At 59.2% G+C, this 22,324-nt stretch carries 26 protein-coding genes; 5 read left to right on the forward strand and 21 right to left on the reverse strand.

The features are described 5' to 3' along the window. Positions 1 to 13: 13 nt before the first annotated feature. The 7 genes from VL130_RS15295 to hemA all read right to left on the reverse strand — a co-directional run bounded on the left by VL130_RS15295 (position 14) and on the right by hemA (position 5,386). A complete protein-coding gene (locus VL130_RS15295; RefSeq protein WP_325364049.1) occupies positions 14 to 625 on the reverse strand; it encodes a riboflavin synthase in 612 nt (203 codons plus the stop codon). A gap of 10 nt (positions 626 to 635) precedes the next feature. Next, on the reverse strand, positions 636 to 1,286 hold the full coding sequence (locus tag VL130_RS15300; protein ID WP_325364051.1) for a RibD family protein: 651 nt from the start codon (positions 1,284 to 1,286) through the stop codon (positions 636 to 638). 132 nt (positions 1,287 to 1,418) lie between these two features. After that, positions 1,419 to 1,946: a transcriptional regulator NrdR gene (nrdR, locus tag VL130_RS15305; RefSeq protein ID WP_325364053.1), complete on the reverse strand. Its 528-nt coding sequence runs from the start codon at positions 1,944 to 1,946 to the stop codon at positions 1,419 to 1,421. Between the two features lie 9 nt (positions 1,947 to 1,955). Continuing rightward, positions 1,956 to 3,260, reverse strand: coding sequence for a serine hydroxymethyltransferase (gene glyA / locus VL130_RS15310; protein ID WP_325364055.1), 1,305 nt, complete (start codon positions 3,258 to 3,260; stop codon positions 1,956 to 1,958). A gap of 95 nt (positions 3,261 to 3,355) precedes the next feature. Continuing rightward, the gene (locus VL130_RS15315; protein ID WP_325364057.1) at positions 3,356 to 3,565 is read right to left on the reverse strand and encodes a DUF6898 family protein; all 210 of its coding nucleotides are present in this window, start codon (positions 3,563 to 3,565) and stop codon (positions 3,356 to 3,358) included. 93 nt (positions 3,566 to 3,658) lie between these two features. Then, positions 3,659 to 4,096, reverse strand: a complete 438-nt coding sequence (locus tag VL130_RS15320; protein ID WP_325364059.1) for a VOC family protein — start codon at positions 4,094 to 4,096, stop codon at positions 3,659 to 3,661. A gap of 66 nt (positions 4,097 to 4,162) precedes the next feature. Then, positions 4,163 to 5,386, reverse strand: a complete 1,224-nt coding sequence (gene hemA, locus VL130_RS15325) for a 5-aminolevulinate synthase (RefSeq protein WP_325364061.1) — start codon at positions 5,384 to 5,386, stop codon at positions 4,163 to 4,165. Positions 5,387 to 5,581: 195 nt separating this feature from the next. Here hemA and VL130_RS15330 point away from each other — a divergent pair, with 195 nt between their 5' ends. Continuing rightward, positions 5,582 to 6,124: a DUF1697 domain-containing protein gene (locus VL130_RS15330; protein ID WP_325364063.1), complete on the forward strand. Its 543-nt coding sequence runs from the start codon at positions 5,582 to 5,584 to the stop codon at positions 6,122 to 6,124. Here VL130_RS15330 and VL130_RS15335 read toward each other — a convergent pair whose 3' ends face one another. Continuing rightward, a complete protein-coding gene (locus VL130_RS15335) occupies positions 6,125 to 6,577 on the reverse strand; it encodes a hypothetical protein (RefSeq protein ID WP_325364065.1) in 453 nt (150 codons plus the stop codon). A gap of 250 nt (positions 6,578 to 6,827) precedes the next feature. On the opposite strand from VL130_RS15335, the gene hemB reads away from it, so the two are divergent. Further along, entirely contained in the window at positions 6,828 to 7,829 is a 1,002-nt protein-coding gene (hemB, locus tag VL130_RS15340) for a porphobilinogen synthase (protein ID WP_325364067.1), read from the forward strand. 3 nt (positions 7,830 to 7,832) lie between these two features. Beyond that, positions 7,833 to 8,375, forward strand: a complete 543-nt coding sequence (locus tag VL130_RS15345; protein WP_325364069.1) for a hypothetical protein — start codon at positions 7,833 to 7,835, stop codon at positions 8,373 to 8,375. On the opposite strand, the gene VL130_RS15350 is transcribed toward VL130_RS15345, so the two are convergent. Together VL130_RS15350 and VL130_RS15355 are read right to left on the reverse strand one after the other, a co-directional pair. Beyond that, entirely contained in the window at positions 8,372 to 9,238 is an 867-nt protein-coding gene (locus VL130_RS15350; protein ID WP_325364071.1) for an NAD(P)-dependent oxidoreductase, read from the reverse strand. The genes VL130_RS15345 and VL130_RS15350 overlap by 4 nt on opposite strands. Positions 9,239 to 9,253: 15 nt before the next feature. After that, positions 9,254 to 9,754: a flavin reductase family protein gene (locus VL130_RS15355; RefSeq protein WP_325364073.1), complete on the reverse strand. Its 501-nt coding sequence runs from the start codon at positions 9,752 to 9,754 to the stop codon at positions 9,254 to 9,256. Positions 9,755 to 9,904: 150 nt separating this feature from the next. Between VL130_RS15355 and VL130_RS15360 the strand changes: the two genes are divergently transcribed. Both VL130_RS15360 and VL130_RS15365 read left to right on the forward strand, forming a co-directional pair. After that, positions 9,905 to 10,798 (forward strand): flagellar motor protein MotB, encoded by an 894-nt coding sequence (locus tag VL130_RS15360; RefSeq protein ID WP_325364075.1) that lies wholly within the window; start codon positions 9,905 to 9,907, stop codon positions 10,796 to 10,798. Positions 10,799 to 10,894: 96 nt separating this feature from the next. After that, positions 10,895 to 11,626, forward strand: a complete 732-nt coding sequence (locus VL130_RS15365) for an arginyltransferase (protein ID WP_325364077.1) — start codon at positions 10,895 to 10,897, stop codon at positions 11,624 to 11,626. Positions 11,627 to 11,738: 112 nt separating this feature from the next. On the opposite strand, the gene parC is transcribed toward VL130_RS15365, so the two are convergent. From parC to VL130_RS15420, 11 genes are all read right to left on the reverse strand, one after another. Then, positions 11,739 to 13,949 (reverse strand): DNA topoisomerase IV subunit A, encoded by a 2,211-nt coding sequence (gene parC, locus VL130_RS15370; RefSeq protein ID WP_325364079.1) that lies wholly within the window; start codon positions 13,947 to 13,949, stop codon positions 11,739 to 11,741. 70 nt (positions 13,950 to 14,019) lie between these two features. Beyond that, positions 14,020 to 14,484 carry a hypothetical protein gene (locus tag VL130_RS15375; protein WP_325364081.1) on the reverse strand — a complete coding sequence of 155 codons (465 nt, stop codon included), beginning with the start codon at positions 14,482 to 14,484 and terminating at the stop codon, positions 14,020 to 14,022. Positions 14,485 to 14,642: 158 nt separating this feature from the next. Further along, positions 14,643 to 15,359: a DNA repair protein RecO gene (gene recO, locus VL130_RS15380; protein ID WP_325364083.1), complete on the reverse strand. Its 717-nt coding sequence runs from the start codon at positions 15,357 to 15,359 to the stop codon at positions 14,643 to 14,645. A 2-nt stretch (positions 15,360 to 15,361) separates the two neighbouring features. Then, the gene (gene era, locus VL130_RS15385) at positions 15,362 to 16,336 is read right to left on the reverse strand and encodes a GTPase Era (protein ID WP_325364085.1); all 975 of its coding nucleotides are present in this window, start codon (positions 16,334 to 16,336) and stop codon (positions 15,362 to 15,364) included. Then, the gene (rnc, locus tag VL130_RS15390) at positions 16,333 to 17,058 is read right to left on the reverse strand and encodes a ribonuclease III (protein ID WP_325364087.1); all 726 of its coding nucleotides are present in this window, start codon (positions 17,056 to 17,058) and stop codon (positions 16,333 to 16,335) included. Before rnc ends, era begins: the two co-directional genes overlap by 4 nt. A 130-nt stretch (positions 17,059 to 17,188) precedes the next feature. Next, positions 17,189 to 18,067 (reverse strand): signal peptidase I, encoded by an 879-nt coding sequence (lepB, locus tag VL130_RS15395; RefSeq protein ID WP_325364089.1) that lies wholly within the window; start codon positions 18,065 to 18,067, stop codon positions 17,189 to 17,191. A gap of 106 nt (positions 18,068 to 18,173) precedes the next feature. Next, on the reverse strand, positions 18,174 to 18,563 hold the full coding sequence (gene acpS / locus VL130_RS15400) for a holo-ACP synthase (RefSeq protein ID WP_325364091.1): 390 nt from the start codon (positions 18,561 to 18,563) through the stop codon (positions 18,174 to 18,176). Beyond that, on the reverse strand, positions 18,560 to 19,324 hold the full coding sequence (locus tag VL130_RS15405; RefSeq protein ID WP_325364093.1) for a pyridoxine 5'-phosphate synthase: 765 nt from the start codon (positions 19,322 to 19,324) through the stop codon (positions 18,560 to 18,562). The genes acpS and VL130_RS15405 overlap by 4 nt, the downstream gene beginning before the upstream one ends. Positions 19,325 to 19,328: 4 nt before the next feature. Further along, positions 19,329 to 19,916: an orotate phosphoribosyltransferase gene (gene pyrE / locus VL130_RS15410; RefSeq protein WP_325364095.1), complete on the reverse strand. Its 588-nt coding sequence runs from the start codon at positions 19,914 to 19,916 to the stop codon at positions 19,329 to 19,331. 92 nt (positions 19,917 to 20,008) lie between these two features. Next, the gene (locus VL130_RS15415) at positions 20,009 to 20,959 is read right to left on the reverse strand and encodes a glucokinase (protein ID WP_325364097.1); all 951 of its coding nucleotides are present in this window, start codon (positions 20,957 to 20,959) and stop codon (positions 20,009 to 20,011) included. Positions 20,960 to 20,998: 39 nt separating this feature from the next. Beyond that, positions 20,999 to 22,315, reverse strand: a complete 1,317-nt coding sequence (locus tag VL130_RS15420) for a hypothetical protein (protein ID WP_325364099.1) — start codon at positions 22,313 to 22,315, stop codon at positions 20,999 to 21,001. Positions 22,316 to 22,324 lie beyond the last annotated feature (9 nt).

Below are 22,324 nucleotides of genomic sequence, written 5' to 3' on the forward strand. Positions count from 1 at the left end.
ACTCTTTATTGCCCTACCGCTTCGCTGCTTGAGAGCTGTCTGTTTCAAACCAGCGAGCGGCATAGCGCGCCAGGCGGTCAACCTCAAGGTTTACGCTGTCACCGACGGTCGTTTTCGACAAGGTTGTATGCAGCCATGTGTGGGGAATGATGTTGACGCCGAAGGTGTTGCCCTCGACCTCGTTGACGGTCAGGGAGATTCCATCGAGCGCGACGGAGCCTTTCGGGGCGATAAAGCGATGCAGCGGCGCCGGGGCCTCGAAAGTCAGGCGGTAGCTGTCGCCATCCTGCTTCACGCTGACCAGTTTCGCCAAACCATCAACATGGCCGGAAACGATATGGCCGCCCAGTTCATCGCCGATCTTCAGGGCGCGCTCGATATTGACCTTCGAGCCTTCCTGCCATCGGCCGAGACTGGTCAGGCTGAGGGTTTCGTTGGAAACATCGAGATCGTAGCTGCGGCCCTGCTTGGATACCACGGTCAGGCAGCAGCCGGCATGGCTGATCGAGGCGCCAATCTCGACATCATCGAGATCGAAATCGACATGCATGGTCAGGCGCACGCCGGCGTCCGATCTGATCAGGGTTTCAACCGTCCCCATGCTGGAAATAATACCGGTAAACAACGTTCAGTCCTCAGATCAGTTCATAGGTTTCCCAGAGGTCGTCGCCGACCGACTGGACGCCCAGGCGCGTGAAACGCACCATGCGGTTGATATCGTCAATATTCAGGTGCCCGATCACCGGCCGGGCGTCTCCGCCCAAGATGGTGGCCGAGCGAAACCATTCAAGACGATCGACAAAGCCGGCGCGCAGAAAAGCCGTGGCGATCACGCCGCCGCCTTCGACGAACAGGCGCTCGATTCCCGCCGCGCTGATCGCCTCCAGCGCCGCTTCAAGATCGACACGCTGGTGCTTCGACGGCACTTTCAGCGCCCTGACCCCCAATGATTGCATTTCACCAGTGATATCGGTCGTCGTCACCACATAGGTCGGGATGACCCGCGCGGTCTGGACCAGTTTGGACGACATCGGCAGGCGCGAACGGGAATCGAGGACGATGCGGGCGGGTTGATAGCCTTCATAATTGGGCAGGCGGACAGTGAGTTCGGGATCGTCCTTCAATACCGTTTCGATCCCGACCAGCACCGCATCATGGCCGCCGCGCAGTTCGTGAACCACGCGCCGCGCTTCCTCGCCGGTGATCCACTTGCTTTGTCCGGACGCCGTGGCGATCCGGCCGTCGAGCGTGGTGGCGAGTTTGAGGGTAATTTGCGGGCGGGTCATAAGGAAGACACCCCACTACCCCGCCGTAAGAACGGCGCGGCCCCATGACTGGCGAACGCTATACGTTCGCTGGCGCCAAACCCCAGCAAGCTGGGGAGGTACGAGAAGATATGCGGGGCCTTCACAGGCCGATCACGCATCATCTGATGGCGAAATATCCTGCTCGCCCAGCCCCTGCTTGATTTCCGCCGGATCGCTCAGCACATCGTTGTTCAGCCCCTCAGCGCCGAGGAACTTGGCGAAGTCAGAGGTTTCGCGGAAATCACGATAGACCGAGGCGTAACGCACATAGGCGACGACATCGAGCGATTTCAGCGCGTCCATCACCAGTCCGCCGACCGTATCCGACGGGATATCTGTCTCGCCCATGCTTTCCAGTTGCCGAACTATTCCCGATACCATGCGGTCGATACGGTCCTGATCGACCGGCCGCTTGCGCATGGCGATGGCGACCGAGCGTTCCAGCTTTTCACGATCGAAAGGTGTGCGTCGTCCCGACCGCTTGACCACCATGAGATCGCGCAACTGCACGCGCTCGAACGTGGTGAAACGCCCGCCACATTCCGAGCACGACCGGCGGCGACGGATCGCCGCGCCGTCTTCCGACGGGCGGGAATCCTTCACCTGGGTCTCAAGGTTTCCGCAAAAGGGACAACGCATCCGGTTTCCTTATGCGTAAATAGGGAATTGCTTGGTCAGCATCAGGACCTTGGCGCGCACCTTTTCCTGAACGGCCAGATCGGGCTGGCCGCCATTGGCCGCCATGCCGTCCACCACGTCGGCGATCAGGTTGCCGATGGTGATGAATTCAGCCTCGCGGAAGCCACGGGTCGTGCCGGCCGGCGTGCCAAGACGGACGCCTGACGTAATGGTGAAGGGCTTGTCATCGAACGGAATGCCGTTCTTGTTGCAGGTGATGAAGGCCGCTTCCAGTGCGGCTTCCGTATCCTTGCCGTTCTGGCCCTTCGGACGCAGATCGACCGACATGACGTGGCTGTCAGTGCCGCCGGTGACGATGGCGAGGCCACGTTCGACCAGCGTTTGGGCCAGGGCCTGCGCATTGAGGATGACCTGTCTGGCATAGGCCTTGAATTCCGGTTGCAGCGCTTCACCGAAGGCCACGGCCTTGCCGGCGATGACGTGCATCAGGGGGCCACCTTGCAGGCCGGGGAAGACCGACGAGTTGATCTTCTTGCCGAGGGCTTCGTCGTTCGACAGGATCAGGCCGCCGCGCGGGCCGCGCAGGGTCTTGTGCGTGGTGGTGGTGACGACGTGGGCGTGCGGCAGCGGATCGGGATAGACGCCGCCAGCGACCAGACCGGCATAGTGGGCCATGTCGACGAACAGATAGGCGCCAACCGAATCGGCGATCTCGCGGAAGCGCTTGAAATCGATGTGGCGGCTGTAGTTGGAAGCGCCGGCGATGATCAGCTTCGGCTTGTGCTGCTGGGCCAGGTCGTTGACCTGCTCCATGTCGATGACATTGGTGTCACGCGTCACGCCGTAGGGCACGACGTTGAACCACTTGCCCGACTGGTTGGCGGGCGAACCGTGCGTCAGGTGACCGCCGCAGGCCAGATCCATGCCCATATAGGTATCGCCCGGCTGGAGCAGCGAGAAGAAAACGGCCTGGTTGGCCTGGGCGCCGGAGTGCGGCTGAACGTTGGCGAAGGCACAGTTGAACAGCTTTTTGGCGCGTTCGATGGCGAGGCGTTCCACGTCATCGGCGTATTCGCAGCCACCATAGTAGCGGCGGCCGGGATAGCCTTCGGCGTACTTGTTGGTGAGCACCGAGCCTTGCGCTTCGAGCACAGCCCTGGAGACAATGTTTTCCGAGGCGATCAGTTCGATCTGGTCCTGCTGGCGGTGCAGTTCGCCCTTGATCGCCGCCATGACTTCGGAGTCGGCGGTGGCGAGATCGTCGTTGAAATAACCTTGCGGAATGAAGGAGGCGGTGTTCGCGGGTGCGTTCAAGGGAGCGTTTCCTGTGCTGGAGGAAGGATAAGGGGGATATGGGGAGCGTTTACGCTTATAGCCAGCGCGAGGCAAGGTTTTTAAGCCAGTTTGCGTTAAACCAGCGTACCGCGCCCTGACGAAGGCGGTTTTTGGGTGGCGGTGAGGCCCAGCTTGTTTTTCAGCTTGAGAATGGCCAGCCGCTTGACGCCTTCCGGGTCATTGACCGGCCCCATGGCCGTGGCTTCTTCGCCGGTCGCGGCATCGATCGCCGTAACCTTCAGGTAAGCGCCCTTCCGCTGCATCTCGATATAGATTTCGGACATGGCGTGAGTTTGCCGCAACTCCGGGCCTGTGGCAAGTGAAGGTCTACCGGCAGACCGGCGCAGATTTGGACATGATCAATCTTCGTATCGCGCTCAGCCAAGTTCCTGGGCAAGTCCGATGAGAAGCCCGCCCGGTCCGCGGATGTAGCAGAGCCGGTACACACCTTGATAGTCGACGACTTCACCCTCAAGCTGCGTACCGCGCCTGTAAAGTCTTTCAAGCGTCTCATTGAGGTCGTCCACGGCGAACATAACGCGGAGGTAGCCCAGGGCGTTGACCGGGGCATTTCTGTGATCCGAGACAACAGGCGGCGTGAGGAAGCGGGAGAGTTCGAGCCGGCTGTGGCCGTCAGGCGTGCGCATCATGGCGATCTCGACATGCTGATCGCCCAGTCCGGTGACACGTCCGGCCCATTCTCCTTCGATCGTGGCCCGCCCTTCGAGTTCGAGGCCGATCTCACGAAAGAAATCAATCGTCTCTTCGAGGTCATCGACGACGATGCCTACGTTGTCCATCCGCTTGAGCGCCATGTGTCCAACCTGCTATCTGTGGTTATCCGTGGATCACGTCTCTTGCTAAAGAAAGGCCGCTTCCGGTCAGGCGACCGCCGGCAGGCGCGCCACATTGCACATGGTCCAGAGCTGATCCATGGAATCAACCAGGTGGTCCATCATCTCGTCCGTATGATCCGGCGACGGCGTGAAGCGCAGGCGCTCGGTGCCCTTCGGCACGGTCGGGTAGTTGATCGGCTGGACATAGATGCCGAAATCATTGAGCAGCATGTCCGAGACCATCTTGCAGTGGACAGCGTTGCCGACCAGCACCGGCACGATATGCGATTGCGTCGGGAAGGTGGCGATGCCGACGGCGCGCAGCTTTTTCAGCAGCGATTGCGCGCGCTCCTGATGGGCTATGCGCTTTTCGTTATGTTCTTTCAGGTACTTCACCGAAGCCGCGGCGCCGGCCATGATGGCGGGCGGCAGCGAGGTGGTGAAGATGAAGCCCGCGGCCCACAGGCGCAGCGCATCGACCATGGCCGAGGTGCCGGCGATATAGCCGCCCATCATGCCGAACGCCTTGCCAAGCGTACCTTCGATGATGTCGATCTCGCCCATGATGCCGTCGCGTTCGGCGACCCCTGCCCCGCGTTCGCCATAGAGGCCAACGGCGTGAACTTCATCGATATAGGACAGGGCGCCATATTTTTTCGCCAGGGCCACCGTGCCGCGGATATCGGAGATATCGCCGTCCATAGAATAGACGGACTCGAACGCGATCAGCTTCGGCGCATTGGCCGGCGCGGCGCGCAGCAGCTCTTCAAGGTGTTCGAGGTCGTTGTGACGGAACACATGGCGTTCGCCGCCGCCATTGCGGATGCCGGCGATCATCGAGGCATGATTCAGCGCATCCGAGAAGATGATCAGGCCCGGCAGAATCTTGTAAAGCGTCGTCAGGGTCGCTTCATTGGCGACATAGCCGGAGGTAAAGACCAGCGCGGCTTCCTTCTGGTGCAGGTCGGCCAGTTCGGCTTCGAGCTGGTTATGATAGAAGGTGGTGCCGGAGATATTGCGCGTGCCGCCCGAACCGGAACCGACCGCGTCGATGGCCTCGTGCATGGCCTGCATAACGACCGGATTTTGGCCCTGACCGAGATAATCGTTGGAGCACCAGACGGTGACGTCCTGCTCTGTGCCGTCTTCCTTTATCCATGTGGCGCGCGGAAACTGGCCGGCATGACGCTTGAGATTGGCGAACACGCGATAGCGCCCTTCGGCGCGAACAGCTTCTACAGCGGCCTCGAAAGCGGCATTATAGTTCATATCAAACTCCGACGGCGTAACCGAAAAGCCGCGTATCTGTTTGCGAAATAGCCTTTTCGCCCGGTCTATTCAAGTCTTCGGGGGGTAAAATAACCCGCCTGAGATATTCAAAATGACATTGTGGCAAATTCATTCCAAATTCCAGTGAATTTACCTGAGAGACCATGCGCAGATTGTCGCAGTTTGGAGGATGTCGTGTCGAAAGTCTGGATCTGCCTGTTTCGCGGCATCAATGTCGGCGGCAATAACAAGCTGTCGATGAAGGAACTGACCAAGGTTATGCTGGAGGCCGGTATGACCGAGGTGAAGACCTATATCGCCAGCGGCAATGTACTGTTTCGTTCCGATCTCGCGGAGGCGACACTGGAGGCCCTGATCGGCGATCTGGTAGAGACCGGCTTCGGTCTCCGTCCGTCAATTTTCCTGATCACGCTGGCCCATCTGGAAAAGGTGCTGGCGGAAAATCCGTTCCGCGACCATGAGCATAAGGGCAAGGCGCAGCACGTCTTCTTCTTCAAGGCGCCGCCGTCGAAGGTTGATCGTGACCTGCTGGATAGCTTGAAGGCCGATAGCGAAGCCTATGAAGTTACTGACGAATTGATGTATCTCTACGCACCGGAAGGCATAGGCCGCTCGAAGATGTCCGAGAAGATCGGCCGCGCCATCACGGCCGATATGACCGCCCGCAATCTCAATACGGTCGAGACTTTGAAGGATATGGCGACAGCTCTCTCCTGATTACAGACAGCCCGCCTCATCCTCCGTGCCCCAAGCCTCCAACAAACGATGTTGATCGTCAAACCGCACAACAACTTCAAAATGTACGGAACAAGGCAGTCCCTCGACGGACCGCTCATAAAATTGGCTACCCGCCGGAAACGACCTGGGCTTGCGCCAGGAAAAGCTTTTGTCTGTGTCTACCGTATATTTTGCCTTCGACAACTGACGAAGAATATCGTCATCCGCATCGCCTTTCTTGAAGGGTTTGGGTGTCAGTTCAATCGCCGCTCCCCATTCATTACTGCCGTTCCGGATCGTGCGTGTGATGGCATCATTCGGTTTGGTAATTTCAGAATAAATGACCAAACTCATCATGATTGTCGACTGCCTGAACTGCGCATTTAGCGTGAACAGCGCTATAAGTCCCATGACTACGCATATCATCAGTAGTAATATTGGACGCTTTTTCATAGTTTCCCCCCATCGATATCGCCCAGATGCCTTGTCGTTCTTTTACAGGTCGGCAAACAATTTGTCGACCTAAGTGCTGAGTTCGCTTCCTCCTCCCTACGAAGTGGGGAGGTGGCATTTGCGTAGCAAATGACGGAGGGGCGCCCCTCCGGCGCTGCGCGCCACCTCCCCATTATCATCGGGAGGAGATTCTCTTGAAGCAAACAGCTAATCGGCCTAATGCTCCGACTATACATTTGAGAATATAGTCATGACCTTCAACCCAATCCTTGCCCCCTATCCTGCCGGTCGCCCGCGGCGTTTGCGCCAGGCGCCATGGATACGCGATCTGGTGGCGGAAAACCGCCTGCATGTCTCCGATCTGATCTGGCCGATCTTCGTCCACGATCAGGACAAGGCGCGCGACGCGATCGGTTCCTTACAGGGCGTCGATCGCCTGAGTATCGCCGAGGCGGTAAAGGAAGCGCGTGAGGCTAGAGCCTTGGGAATCAATGTCATAGCGCTGTTTCCTCACCTCAATGAGAAAATCCGCACCTCTGACGCCAGGGCCGCCATCGACCCCGAAGGCCTGATCGTCCAGACCTGCCGCGCCATCAAGGCGGCCGTGCCGGATATCGGTCTGCTGGTCGATATTGCGCTCGATCCCTATACCGATCACGGCCATGACGGCCTGCTGATAGACGGCAAGATCCATAACGACGCCACCATCGAGATGCTGGTTCAGCAGTCGCTGGCGCTGACTGCCGGCGGCGCCGATATTCTGGCGCCTTCCGACATGATGGACGGCCGCATCGGCGCCATCCGCAGCGCGCTGGAAGCCGCCGGCCACCACGACACGATGATCATGTCTTACGCCGCCAAATACGCCTCGGCCTTCTACGGCCCCTACCGCGACGCCATCGGTGTGAAAGCCTTGAAGGGCGACAAGAAGACCTACCAGATGGATTCGGCCAATACAGAGGAAGCCCTGCGTGAGGTCGCCATCGATATCAGCGAGGGCGCCGATATGGTGATGGTCAAGCCCGGCCTGCCCTATCTCGATATCGTCCAGCGCGTTTCGGATACCTTCAAGGTGCCGACCTTCGTCTATCAGGTCAGCGGCGAATATGCGATGATCAAGGCAGCGGTGAATGCCGGCTATATGGATCACGACCGCGGCGTCATGGAAACCCTGCTGGCCTTCAAGCGCGCCGGCGCTTCCGGCATCCTCACCTATTTCGCCAAACACGTCGCCGAACTTTTGAAAGCCTAAATCATGACCGTATCCGGAGATACCCGCAAAGACCTGCAACAGGCCTACGACCAGGGCACCTATGTGCGTCTGGGATTGGCAGAAGGCGGCCACGAGGGTTTTGTGGTCGGCTTGAGCAAGGCTTTCGTCCTGCTCCAGGCGATCCATGAATGGCAGGACGTCGGCGCGCTGATCGTGCCGGTGGAAAATGTCGAGGAGTGCGACGTCTCGGAATTTCACGAAGATCAGTTGAAAATTCTCGACTTCAACAGCGTCAAACGCACGAAACGCTATAGCTGGGTCAAGCTCGGCAGTTACGAAGAGCTTTTCAAGTCACTGAAATTCAAGAACAAGTTCGTCGTCGTGTCGCTCGAAGAAGATGCCGATGTCGGACAGGTCGAGGCCATTCACAAGGACAGCGTTGACCTGAAAGGCGTCGATCCCGGCGGCAACTGGATCGCGGAAACGCTCGATTGCCCGTTCGATGAAATCAGCGTCATCCAGTTCGATGACAGCTACAGCCGCACCTTGCAGCGCTATGTCGAACGCGCCGCGACCTTGAACTAAGGTTTGCGGCGGGCTTCCAGACGGGCGTGGAGCGAGGAGGTATCCCAGCGTTCGCCGCCCATTGCCTGAACTTCGCTGTAGAACTGATCGACCAGCGCGGCGACGGACAGATGCGCGCCATTGGCCCGCGCCTCATCAAGCGCGATGCCGAGATCCTTGCGCATCCAGTCCACCGCAAAGCCGAAGTCATATTCGTCTTTCGCCATGGTGGCCCAGCGGTTCGACATCTGCCAGGAACCGGCCGCGCCGGCTGAAATAGCGTTGAACACCAGGTCCGGATCGAGACCGGCGCATTTAGTAAAGTGCAGGGCCTCGGCCACGCCCTGAACCGCGCCGGCGATGGCGATCTGGTTGGCCATCTTGGCCATCTGACCGGCGCCGGCCTCGCCCAGGCGGGTAATCGACTTGGTGTATGATTTGGTCAGTTCGACGACCTCGGCGTAACGCGCCTCATCGCCGCCGACCATGATCGACAACTGGCCATTGACCGCGCCCGCCTGGCCGCCGGACACCGGCGCGTCATAAAAAATGATGTGTTTTTCGGCGCATACAGCCGCCAGTTCACGCGATAGTTTCGCCGATGTGGTGGTATGGTCGATGATCAGTGAGCCCGGCTTCATATGAGAAATCGCATTCAGCACCGCCTGGCGGACATCCTCATCACGTCCCACGCACAGGATCAGGGCCTCGGCGCCCAACAGGGCCGTGCCCAACGTGGCTTCGGCGTGCATACCGTATTCTTTTGCCCAATCGAGCGCCTTTTGATGGGTACGGTTGAAGCCGGTGACCTTATAACCGGCCTTGACCAGATGGCCCGCCATCGGCGCGCCCATGATCCCCAATCCCGCGAAACAAAGCCTCATAACGCCACTCCTGTCTTATTTGCCAATCTGTCCGTACCGTCCCTTGAAGAAGGTCAGTCCCGGCTGGGCCGGATCGGTTTCGAAATGTTTGACCTCGCCGACAATGACCAGATGATCGCCGACCAGGCGTGACTCATACAGGTCACAGGCGAAATAGCCGACAACTTCCTTGAGTTTCAGGGGAGCAAGCGGGCTGGTCAGGTCTTCCGCCGGCACGATATGGGCATTTTCGCGGGCAAACCGGCGCGAAAGGGCTTCATGGTCGGCGCTGAGGATATTGATGCCAAATGTCTGCGCCTTGGCGTACAGATCGTAGCGATGGGCCTTGAGATCGAGGCACCACTGCACCAGGGGTGGATCGAGCGATACCGAGCTGAAGGAATTGGCGGTCAGGCCGACCACATGCCCATCGACATGATCGGGATCGGCGACCGTAATAACACAGACTCCGGTGGCGAAGCCCCCCATAGCGTGCCGCAATGCCTTCTTGTCCATGCCCGTCTCGGTGTGTTTCAAGTCCATGTCTATCGAGGTAAATGACACAGCGCGGCAAAGCAACTCCTGCCGGGGATTTTTCCATAAAAGTCGTCGCCGGCAGCATCTCTAAACATGCTATTAACGTTACTTCGGCTAGGCTGAAGCCAGGTTTTACGAGAGCATTCATTCATGGCCAGCCGCGACGCCCCCGTCGTCATCAAGAAAGTCAAGAAAGTCATCGGTGGCGGCCACCACGGCGGCGCCTGGAAGGTGGCCTACGCCGATTTCGTGACCGCCATGATGGCCTTTTTCCTGTTGTTGTGGCTGATCAACACCACCTCACCCGAACAAAAACGCGGCGTCGCCGATTATTTCGCGCCGGCCAATGTGTCGCAATCGACTTCCGGGTCGGGCGGCATTCTCGGCGGGCAGGCGCTTGGCAAGGACGGTGACAAGAACGAAGGCACCATGTCCTTCATCGACCAGATGGCGCCCAAGCCGCCCGAAACCCAGGATAGCGACGGCATGGCGACGGAGACCAAGGGCGCTGGCGCGACGGCGGACACCGCCCAGGAATCCGACGCCCAGCGCCGCGAACAGCAATCCTTCCAGAGCGCCGCGGAATCTCTGCGCCAGGCCTTGCAGGACATGCCGGAACTGGCCGAGCTGTCGAAGAATATTCTGGTTGATCAGACGCCGGAAGGCCTGCGCATTCAATTGATCGATCAGGAAGGCCGCTCGATGTTCAACGAAAACTCAACCCAGCCGAACGATCGCGCCAGGATCCTGCTCCGCGCCGTCGCCAGGGTGATCAGCCAATTGCCGAATCGTATCTCGATCACTGGTCATACCAGCGGTTCACTCGGACAGGGCGGGCAAAATCCGCGTGACTGGTCACTTTCCAGCGCCCGGGCCGATGCCTCGCGCGCCATTTTGCAAGGGGCCGGCGTCGACCAGGACCGGATCGCGCAGGTTTCCGGCAAAGCGGCGAAAGAGCCGCTTTATCCGGATGATCCATCCCTGGCCGGCAATCGCCGCATCGCTATTGTGCTTTTGCGGGAAGCGCCCGTACTTCCACAATAGTTTTTGGGATTTGCGCTTGCCGGTTAACGCGTTTTAGGTTCAAACTGTGACGGCGGTATCGTCCGTGCGAATACAGGCATTTGGTTACGGCGTAAGATGAGTGAGCACTTTCCAGGTCGAAAGCTCAGATATTATCTGACCATCCCCGGTCCATGCCCCTACCTGCCCGGTCAGGAGGAACGCAAGGTCTTTGTTCACCTGCCGCCGCTCGAAGCCATCAACGTCAACGACCAGCTTTCCGCTATCGGTTTCCGCCGGTCGCAAAATATCGCCTATCGCCCCGCCTGCCAGACCTGCCACGCCTGCCAAAGTGTACGCATACCGGTCAAGCGTTACAGCCTGTCAAAATCGGACCGGCGCGTGGTCAGGGCCAATACCGATCTCATCAAGGCGTTCGTCGAGGCCGAGGCCAGCCGTGAACAGTTCGACCTGTTGCAACGCTACCTGAAGGCGCGCCATCCGGACGGCGGCATGATGGATATGAGCTGGCCCGATCTGGTCGCCATGGTCGAGGATACCCTCGTCCGCACCCACATGATCGAATACCGGATAAATGAGAAGCTGGTCGCCTGCGTGCTGGTCGATGCGCTGAATGATGGCCTGTCGCTGGTTTACAGCTTCTATGATCCGGACCTGATGTCGCGCAGCCTGGGCCGCTATATCATCCTTGACCATATCGATCAGGCTGAGCGGGCCGGTTATGACTATGTCTATCTCGGTTATTGGGTCAAGGATTCGCCCAAGATGGATTACAAAGCGCGCTATCAGCCGCTGGAGAGCCTGACCGACCTGGGCTGGCAGCCGATTTTCACGGATGTGAAGGGCTGAATGCGGCATTAATGGGTTAAGCAAGAAACCGCACCACCACGCCGCAAAGGGCGGCGCAGTCTCCCCGGCAGCGGCCGCCCGGCTCCCCAGCAAGCTGGGGAGGTATAAGGGATTAAAGTCGTAGTTTGCGTAGTCCGCGCGGGGCGATCCGGCCGACAGTGGCGCGGCGGCCGATATAGTCCTTCACATCCTTGAACTCACGCGCCTTGCCGGCGCCGTCATACCAGACCGCGCCCGCCGCCATGTCGAACACCGCGATATCCTTGACGCCGCCATCCTTGTAGCCTTGCAGCTTGACGCCCTTGCCACGCGCCATTTCCGGCAATTCGCCGACCGGATAGACCAGCAGCTTGTTGTTTTCGCCCAGCACCATCACATGATCACCGGTAACGGCCAGTGCCGCGAAGGCTTCGGTGCCGTCGGCATTGAGCACCTGCTTGCCGGCGCGCTTGTTGGCGAAGGCGTCTTCCTCGTTCATCACGAAGCCGTAGCCGTTCTTCGACACCATCAGGCGCTTTTGCCCGGCCTTCATCATGAAGACGGTGACGATCTTGGCGCTTTCCTCGATATCGAGCATCAGCCGCAAGGGTTCGCCATTGCCGCGTCCCGACGGCAGCTTGTCGCAACCGAGCGACAGGAAACGGCCATCGGAGGTCAGGATCAGCAGCTTGTCGGTGGTGAAACCCGGCACCAGCCAGGCCAGTTCGTCGCCTTCCTTGAACTTCAGTTCGGACGGATCTTCGACCTTGCCCTTGCTTGCGCGAATCCAGCCGCGCGCCGACAGGATGACGGTGATCGGCTCCTTCGGCAGGTAGGACTCGATAGCCGCGATCTCGATGCCGACCGGCGCATCCATGAAGGTGGTGCGGCGCGGCGACGGCAGCTTCTTGCGGACTTCCACCAGTTGCTGGTCGATGCGCTTCCATTGCAGCTTTTCACTATCCAGCAGGGCACGGATGCCATCGCGTTCTTCCGAGAGCTTCTTGTGCTCGTCGGTAATGGTCATTTCCTCCAGCCGCGCCAACTGACGCAGACGGGTATCGAGGATATAATCGGCCTGCAATTCGGTCAGGTTGAAGCGCGCCATCAGGACGTCGCGCGGCTTCTCGTCCTCGCGGATGATGCGGATCACTTCATCGAGATTGAGGAAGGCGATCATCAGGCCGTCCAGCAGGTGGAGGCGCTTTTCGATACGATCCAGGCGCCAGTTCGACATGCGCACCAACACGACGCGGCGGTGGTCGAGGAAGGCGATCAGGCAGGGTTTCAGGCCCATGACGCGCGGTGTACCGGTGGCGTCGAGCACATTCATATTGACGCTGAACCGCGTTTCGAGATCGGAGATCTTGAACAGGCTCTCCATCAGGACTTCGGGTTCGATATTGCGTGATTTCGGCTCAAGGATCAGGCGAATTTCCTCGTCCGATTCGTCGCGCACATCACCGAGCAATGGCGCCTTCTTGTTTTCGATCAGGTCGGCCAGTTGTTCGATCAGACGCGACTTTTGCACATAATACGGGATTTCGCGCACGATGATGCGCCAGCCGCCACGGCCGGTATCCTCGACCTCGTAGCGGGCGCGGGTGCGGATCGAGCCGCGGCCGGTCTTGTAGGATTCGAGGATCGACGCCTTCGATTCGACGCAGATGCCGCCGGTCGGGAAATCCGGACCGGGGATGAACTCCATCAGTTCTTCGGTGGTGGTGTCGGGCCTGGTCAACAGCTTGCGACAGGCGTCGATCAGTTCGCCGGCATTGTGCGGCGGGATCGAGGTGGCCATGCCGACAGCGATGCCGGTGGCGCCATTAGCCAGCAGGTTGGGGAAGCCGGCCGGCAGGACCACCGGTTCTTCGTCCTGGTCGTCATAGGTGGCGCGGAAATCAACCGCATCCTCGTTGATGCCGTCCAGCAGCAGGGTGGCGGCGATGGTCAGGCGGCATTCGGTGTAGCGCATGGCGGCGGCGTTATCGCCGTCGATATTGCCGAAATTACCCTGGCCTTCGACCAGTTGGTAACGCTGGGCGAAATCCTGCGCCAGGCGAACGAGCGCGTCATAGATCGACTGGTCGCCGTGCGGGTGGAAATTACCCATGACCTCGCCGACCACCTTGGCGCATTTGCGCGCCGCCGCTTCGGGCGTCAGGCGCATATTGCTCATGGCGTACATGATGCGGCGGTGGACGGGTTTCATGCCGTCGCGCACATCGGGCAGCGCCCGGTGCATGATGGTGGACAGGGCATAGGCCAGATAACGCTTCGAGAGCGCATCGCTCATCGGCTCGTCAAGAATACGCCCGCCGTCAGGAATCACTAAATCACTCATGCCCGCAAACTAGGGCCTGTAAGGAGTCAAGACAAGACCCGCCCGGCGTCCAGATGTGATTTGTTCACGCCTAAAACAGCGCGTCGACTTCGCTTTGCAGGCTCTTGTGCGCGGGACTGCGGCCATGAATGTGCGAGTCCATTTCCACAACCAGCGCCTTCATGTCGGCCAGGCGGCCGCTGAGGTCGGCATGGGCGGCCGCATCCGCCGGATTGGAACTCATCAGGATATCTATGGAGGAATTGAAGACGGTCAGGGCGCGATCGCAGACCTCATCAAAATCACGACGGACATCGGCCGGCGCGTGATGATAGGCGGCGATGACGACATCCTTCATCTCGAAGCCGGATTTCTCGAAATGCTCAACATAGCCGCGCCGTTTCCAGTCGGCCAGTTCCTCGGCCATGTCCGGCATGTCGAGGCCCATTTCAAACAGCATGATCGCTTCGTTGAACAGGTTCAGGTAATCCGTCGCCAGTCCGGTGGCCGGATTTACATTGGCGGTTAACAGGTCCTGCTCACTGAATGGCAGCATACGCTCAATACGACTCCCTGATTCGTAACTAAGTTATGGCATATAATCCGTTACCAAACCGTTTGGTCGTTTTTAAGGACGCTTCTGAGTCGGGGCAAGGCTGGTTTTTGTGACGCGCTTTTTAATCTGAAAACCGCGTCACACTTTTCAGAAAGCGCTCAGCATGAAAGCGTTTCTTTCAACCGCAGGCGAATGTCCGGCAAGGGCTTGTTGTGCGGATGGAAGACGTGGCGCTCCAGGAAGAATCCGGTCAGCTCCAGGCCATTTACGATGTCACCTTCTGCCAGCCCGCCCTGCGATGACAGCATGAATCCTGGCAGGGCCAGCAGCTTGTCCTTGTAGGGCGCACCGGCTGTCCGACCGACCGCCCTGCCCGATTTCGGACTGACATAGAGCAGTTCGTCGCGTTCACCGGTCACGGCGCAGGCGCTGAGATCAAGTCCGAACCCCAGGGCCTCCAGCAGGCCGGCTTCGTAGCGGACATAGACCGCCGGCCAGATTTCCGCGAAGGGAAAGATGCCGATCAGCGCCGACAAGGCATGATAGGCGCCCGGCTGGCTTTCGCGCTCCGGCAGGACGGTCTGCGTCATGGCGCAGGCGCATTGCAGGCCCAGTAATCCCAGCGGATCATCAAGCAAGTCCGGTGATTGACCGGACGCTTCAAGGGTGGCGGCGCCCAGTTGGTCGGCATGGCGGGCGCGATAAGCGAAGGCGACGCTGGCACCGGCCTGCAACAAGGGCTTGATCCGCCGTGACGCCCCGCCAGCGATATGGGCGGCATAGACGCCGTGGCTTTCGGTCAGGACATGGACGATGGCCCCGGTTTCACCGTGGGATCGGGCCGAAAGAACGATGGCGTCGTCCTCAAATTCCATATCTAGGATTCATACTCCAGACCGAATTGCGCATACAGGGCGCGATCTTCGCTCCACTTTTCCTCGACCTTGACATGCAGGAACAGGTGAACCTGACGATCGAGCAGCTTGCCGAGTTCCTCGCGCGACTTCATGCCGATCCATTTCAGCGTCTGGCCGTTCTTGCCGAGCACGATCGAGCGCTGGCTGTCGCGCTCAACGAAGATCGTCTGCTCGATGCGCGCCGAGCCGTCCGGTTTGTCGGTGAAATCGGTGGTGACGACCGCCGCCGCATAGGGCAGCTCTTCGTGCACGCGCAGGAACAGCTTTTCACGGGTGATTTCGGCGGCGAGGATACGCACCGGCGCGTCGGCGGCCTGATCGGCGGGATAAAGCCACGGACTGGCCGGCATCTTCTTGACCAGCAGGCTGCGCAGATCCTTCACGCCATGACCTTTTTCCGCCGAGATCATCAGGACGTCCTCGAAGACCCCCTCCTTGTAGAGATCGTCGGCGATGGCCAGCAGGTTCTCGCTTTTCATCAGGTCGATCTTGTTGAGCGCCAGGATGGCTTTCGCCCCATTGTCCTTCAGGCCCTTGACGATCATGTCGACGTCCTCGACCGCCTTGTGATCGGCGCCAGTCGCCTTCACGTCTGCGCCGGGGTGCTTTACGGCCAGTTGCGCGGCGGCATCGACCAGCAGGACGATGCAGTCGGCGTCTTCCGCCCCGCTCCAGGCCGATTTGACCATAGCGCGATCCAGGCGCCGGCGCGGCTTGAAGATGCCCGGCGTATCGACCAGGATCATCTGGCAATCGCCATCGAGCGCAATACCACGCACCGGAAAGCGCGTCGTCTGCACCTTCTGGGTGACGATGGACACCTTGGTGCCGACAAGCTGGTTGACGAGCGTCGATTTGCCGGCATTCGGCGCGCCGATAATGGCGACAAAGCCGCAGGTCGTGTTTTCGCCGCTGGTGTTATATTCTTCGGTCAATTCAGTTTTTCTCGTTCGATAAGGCCAAGCGCGGCGGCCTTTTCGGCCTCCTGGCGGGATTTGCCGGTGGCCGATTGCGGGGGCAGGTCGTCGATGCGGACCTCGATGGTGAACACAGGCGCGTGGTCGGGGCCTTTGCGGCTGACCAGCGTATAGACCGGGGCGCCCATGCCGTGCGCCACCGCCCATTCCTGCAAAAAGGATTTCGGATTGGAGCGCGACGCATCGCCGCTCTCCTTCAGAGCCTCCAGCCACAACGGTTTGAAGGCTTTCAGCACGGCGTCGTAGCCGCCATCGATATAGACCGCCGCCATCAAGGCTTCGCAGGCGTCGCCGAGGATGGTCGGATTGGTGCGCCCGCCGCTCTTGGTTTCACCCGCCGCCAGACGGATAGCGGCGCCAAGATCAAGCCGGCGGGCGACATCGGCGCAGGTTTCGCGACTGACCAATGTATGGAAACGGCGCGAAAGCTCACCCTCGGTGGCGTCCGGCAGGGTTTCCATCAGGGTTTCGGCCGTCATCAGGCCAAGCACGCGATCGCCGAGGAATTCCAGGCGTTCATTATCGGCCATCTTGCGCGCGCCCTCGGCCACGGAGGCGTGGGTCAGGGCCAGTTCGAGCAGCGCCGGGTCACGAAAGCTGTAGCCGAGATTGGCCTGCAAGGCGTCTATGGCCTTGAGGCGCAGGTTCGACTCTTTCACTGGGGAAACACGGATGTTCATTGGCTGGCTTTACAACAAGCCATGACCAAAGGCAAAACTTAGTTCATCCACATATTCCAAACGCTTTGGCGTTTGGCAAGGGCAAGCGCCCGCCGCACGTTTGCGCGAAGCCCCGCGGCTTGAGCGCCTCTTAATGCAAAGGCTTGAAGAAGCGGTTCCAGTGGAAGTTCAGCCAGGTCCACGGCTTCCACAGCGACGAGCCTTCCTTCCACGACATCAGAACCAGCACGGCGCGGCCTTCGAGGTTTTCCTCCGGCACGAAACCGACGCCGGGTTCATAAGGATCATCCGGCGAGAAGCGGCTATCCAGCGAGTTATCGCGATTATCGCCCATCATGAAGTAATTACCCGCGGGCACAACGAATTCACCGGTATCGTCGGCGCGGCCATCCTTGACGATATCCTGCATCAGGTGGGTGCGGCCATTCGGCAGGCTTTCGCGGTAGGCGGTGGCGTAGCGCGCCTCAAAGCCCCTGGCGTCAACCGGCCCCATATCGGTGGCGGGTACGACCACGCCATTGACGTAAAGCTGGTCCTTCTTCATCTGGACCGTATCACCCGGCAGGCCAATGACACGCTTGATGTAATCGACCTTGGGGTCGCGCGGCAACTTGAACACCACGACATCGCCGCGAGTCGGCGCATGGTTCATGATGCGGCCCTTGATGAACGGCAAGGCGATCGGGAAGGAATATTTCGAGATGCCGTAATCCCACTTGGAAACGATGATATAATCACCTTCGTAGAGATTTGGCTCCATCGAGGCCGAGGGGATGGTGAACGGCTGGAAAAGAAAAGTACGCAGGATCATCACCAGGATCAGGGCGACGGCGACGACGCTGAAGATTTCCTTGGCCTCATCGACCGCGACTTGCTTGGCGTCACGCGTATCGACGACTTCTTCTTCCGGTTCGTCATTGGCGGTCACGACGGTTTCGTGGTCGATCTTTTCCGCTGCATTAGCCGCGGCGGCAATCGCCTCATTCGCCGTGTCGTCGTGCTTCGCCATAAGGATAGCCCCCAAATGCTTTAGTCTAATAAGGTGTGTCACCTAACCACAGATTATGGCAAGCACAAGGCTCTTTTGCCGGTGGACATTAAACCTTTGTTCAGACTCAAAGGGCTTCGATTATGGCGTAAGCCGCGGCGTAAGGGTCTTCATCGCTGAGACTGAGATGGATATGCGCTGTTTTGCCTTCCGGCACCAGTCCGCGCAGCACATCGGCCGCGCCGCCGTGCAGGATAACATGCGGCTTGCCGAGCGGACCGGAAATCACTTCGATATCGACGAACAAAAATCCACGCACACCGGTGCCGAACGCTTTGGCGACAGCTTCTTTAGCGGCGAAGCGCTTGGCGAAACTCAAGCCCGGCTTGGCGGCTGCGCGGGCGTGTTGCTGTTCGCCTGCGGTATAGATGCGATCGAGAAAGCGCCCATCGAAGCGCTCCATCGAGGACTCGATGCGCCTTGCATCACACAGATCGACACCGATTCCGAGGATCATTCGACAACGCCTTTGTGGTGCAGATCGATCAGGTCGCGCATCCGCCGCAGACTGGCCTCCAGGCCAATAAAGATGGCCTCGCCGATCAGAAAATGACCGATATTCAGCTCGCGGATATGCGGGATTTTGGCGATGAACGGCACAGTGTCATAATCGATGCCGTGGCCGGCATGGACCTCGATGCCGAGATCATGCGCCTGCTCAACAGCGGCGCGCAAGCGGTTCAGTTCATTGTTGAAAATGACATCTTCCTGATCCCGGAAAGCATCGCACAGCGGGCCGGTGTGAAACTCGATAACCGGCGCCCTCACCTTCGCCGCCGCTTCGATCTGCGCCGGATCGGTGGCGATGAACAGCGACGAGCGGATGCCGGCGGCATTGAATTTCGCCACGGCGGCGCCGACGTTTTCGATTTGCCCGGTAACGTCAAGCCCGCCCTCAGTGGTGCGTTCCTGACGGCGTTCCGGCACCAGGCAGGCGGCGTGCGGCTTCATCTTCAGCGCCAGAGCGACCATTTCGTCCGTCACCGCCATCTCGAAATTGAGCGGCTTGCCGAAGGTGTCGCAGACCTCCTTTAACGCGTGGATATCCTTGTCGAGGATATGGCGGCGATCCTCGCGCAGGTGCGCCGTGATGCCGTCGACTCCCGATTTCAGCGCCAGTTGCGCGGCCCGCACCGGATCGGGGGCATGACCGCCCCGTGCATTGCGCACGGTGGCGACGTGATCGACATTGAGGCCCAGGCGGATACGATCGTGCATGACTTTACGCCTTTGCGAGGCGGCGGCTGCCGGGATCCTGCACCGGAATAGCAGCCAGTTCGGGCGGCAGATTATCGGCGGGGTAAGCCGGCACTTCCAGCGAGGCCAGGGCGATCAGCGGCACGCCGACATCGGCCTTGCCGCCGGAACGATCAACAATACAGGCGGCGGCGACCACATCACCGCCGGCGGCCTTGATGGCGGCGATACATTCACGCGACGACAGGCCGGTGGTGACGATATCCTCAACCATGACGACTTTTTGGCCGGGTTCGATATGGAAGCCACGGCGCAGTTTGAACTCGCCGCCTTCGCGCTCGACATACATCGATGGCACCTTGAGGTGACGGGCGGTTTCGTAGCCGGGAATGATGCCGCCGACGGCCGGCGAAATGGCGACATCGACAGAACCTACAGCCGTCGTGATCTTTTCCGCCAGCGCCTGGCACAGGCGTTCGCAACGGTCGGCATTCATGAAGACGAGGTTCTTTTGCAGGAACATCGGGCTGTGCAGGCCGGAAGAAAGCACAAAATGGCCTTCGCGCAGGGCGTTGGCGGCGCGAAACTCGTTGATTACGTCTTCACTGGTCATGGGGCGGGAATCCTCTGCTGGCTGACGCCTTTTATAGCGTTCATCAGCAATTTGAAACCACGTTTCATGACGAATTGTGAGCTTGCCGACTCTCACTCAAACAGGGTACTTAAGCCCAATATTTCGGTATCTTCCGCAATGACCTTGAAGACGGGAATATCTCGGACATAGCTGGAAACGCGCCCCTTGTCGTGGAAACGCCGGGAGAAAACCTCGTGATCGAACAGATCACCCAACAGATCAAGCAGTTCACCGCTCAGATAGACCCCGCCTCTCGCCCCGGTTATGAGCGCATAATCAGAAGCCGTGCCCGCAAAGACCTCTGTCTGTATCCGGATCGCCGTTTTGGCGCGCTCATTATCAGCATAGGCCAGGGCCACAATTTCTTCGGCGCTGATCTCGGCAACAGTATCTTCGCCGTCCATAATTGCCAGACAGTGCCACAATTCAACCAGCCCCGGAATCGACAGCACCCGTTCGCGCGACACATGGCCATATTTCAGCATAAGGCATTTCAGAATTTCGACTTCAGCCAAGGTAGCGGCAGCAAAATCCGAGTGCCCGCCTTCGCAGTGCGAGGCCGTCCAGCGCCCCATGCCATCAGGCGCCAGCAGCGCGCCTCCAAACCCAACAGTCGGCCCCAGGATCGCCATGACCTGTTCCGGCATGGCCTCGCCACCGCAGACTTTCGTCCGGTCCTGATCGCCGAGAACAGGGAGCGCCAGCGCTTTGGCAACAAATTCGTTGACGATATTGACACGCGACACATTGAGCAGGCGTCTCAGGCCTTCGCGTTTCAGCGCGAATCCATAATGGACGAGATCGACCTCGCCGTCGACTTCCCAGCCGGATGTGGAGAACGCCGCGCCCATGAGTGTGGGATTGCCATGCCCTTCGAGAAAGTTGAAGACAGCTTCGTTGAAATCGTCCAGGCTGTTACAGGCATAACGACTGATAGTGCCGGGGCGCTCACCGGGAACCGACAGGGCCAGGCTGATATAGGTGCCGTTGCTGATATTACAGAGAAAAGCGCAGGACGTCATAGGAGCACCTCAATCGACTTGAATTAGACATCATCATTATCATCTTGCGCCGGTGGCTTGCAAAGCTGACGCTTTGACACTGGCATGGCTTACACCCGCCAGACGCGCCACAGCTACCTGACGCAGATTATCGAATCCCTGAACCATGCAGGCACCGGCAGACGCCTTCGCCGCCATACTCAGGTCTTTCAGATACTCTTCGAGAACGACCTGGCTGCGCTCAACGCCGTCGTAGGTGAGACAGACTCCGGAAAAGCCGCACTGCCGCACAGCCTGTATGGCGCGCAGTTCAGAGCCCACGTGGCCAACAACGGTCATGCAGTAAGGCTTGATCAGAGAAATAACCTCCAGAATCCGGTGCGAAGGCACGCCCGCCAGCCCCCTGATCTCGTAGAGCACCTTCATCCCCATATCCGTAGCCGCTTTTGAGACGTCCGCGATCGCCTTGTTGCGGCTACGGGCAGAGGCCATGGTGGAAAAGGCAACCGGCACCACGATGAGAATCTTCCTTTGGCCCGGCGAGCGAGATCGCAACAGTTGCAGCCCCTGTTCGATATTGGCCAGATCGACCTTTTCGCGATCTCCCCAATCCATGCCTTTCAAGGCCTTGCTGTCCAGTTGCACGTTGCCGGTGCGGTCGATCACAAACGGTTCCAGCCGGTGACCGATCATGCTGAGATTTTTAAGCTCGAAGACAGGCTCGACACCACAGGCGACGTGGAGATCCTTGCCGCCGATCATAATGATGGAGCTGGATAAAACCGGCCGGTTCATGGTCGTCATGGTGCCGACAGGCTGACTTGTCTTTACAGGCGCGCTATCCTGCCCAGAGGCTCCCAACGGCTTCACCGCGCTTTTGGGCCCGAAATCCTCATCGCGGTCAAAAAAGGTATTCAGGTCAATTTGGCGAATTTTTAGGCGATCGGCCTCCTCGACCAGAACTTCAAAAAGCGGCAGTTGGGTGTCGGATATATCACCAACAAAAAACTGGCCGGTGTCATGCCATATCTCGGCGCATTTCAAGGCCCCCTGGCGTGAACCTACGCCTATGGTGGACGCGAGCCAAAGATTATCCTGTAACTGGGCACACCAGTTGGGTTCCTGGAACTTTTGCGTAAAGCTCTTGCGCAGGTGCTCATGGACAAGGCCTTCCTTGACCTCCCATCTGGCGCCGAGCCGCACAATGATCTGATCGAGATTGACAATAAAGGCTCTGCCCCGGACATCACCCTGGGTTTCACGCAAGCGGGCAATGATCTCGATCGCCTCAGATTCCTTGAACGTGAGGGTTTCAAAGCCACTTCCCCCCGCCTGAACCACGCCGGCTGCGCGGTCCTTCATATCGACCTCCGACATGATCCCATC

The sequence above is a fragment of the Asticcacaulis sp. genome, assembly GCF_035497195.1.
Lineage (GTDB): Bacteria > Pseudomonadota > Alphaproteobacteria > Caulobacterales > Caulobacteraceae > Asticcacaulis.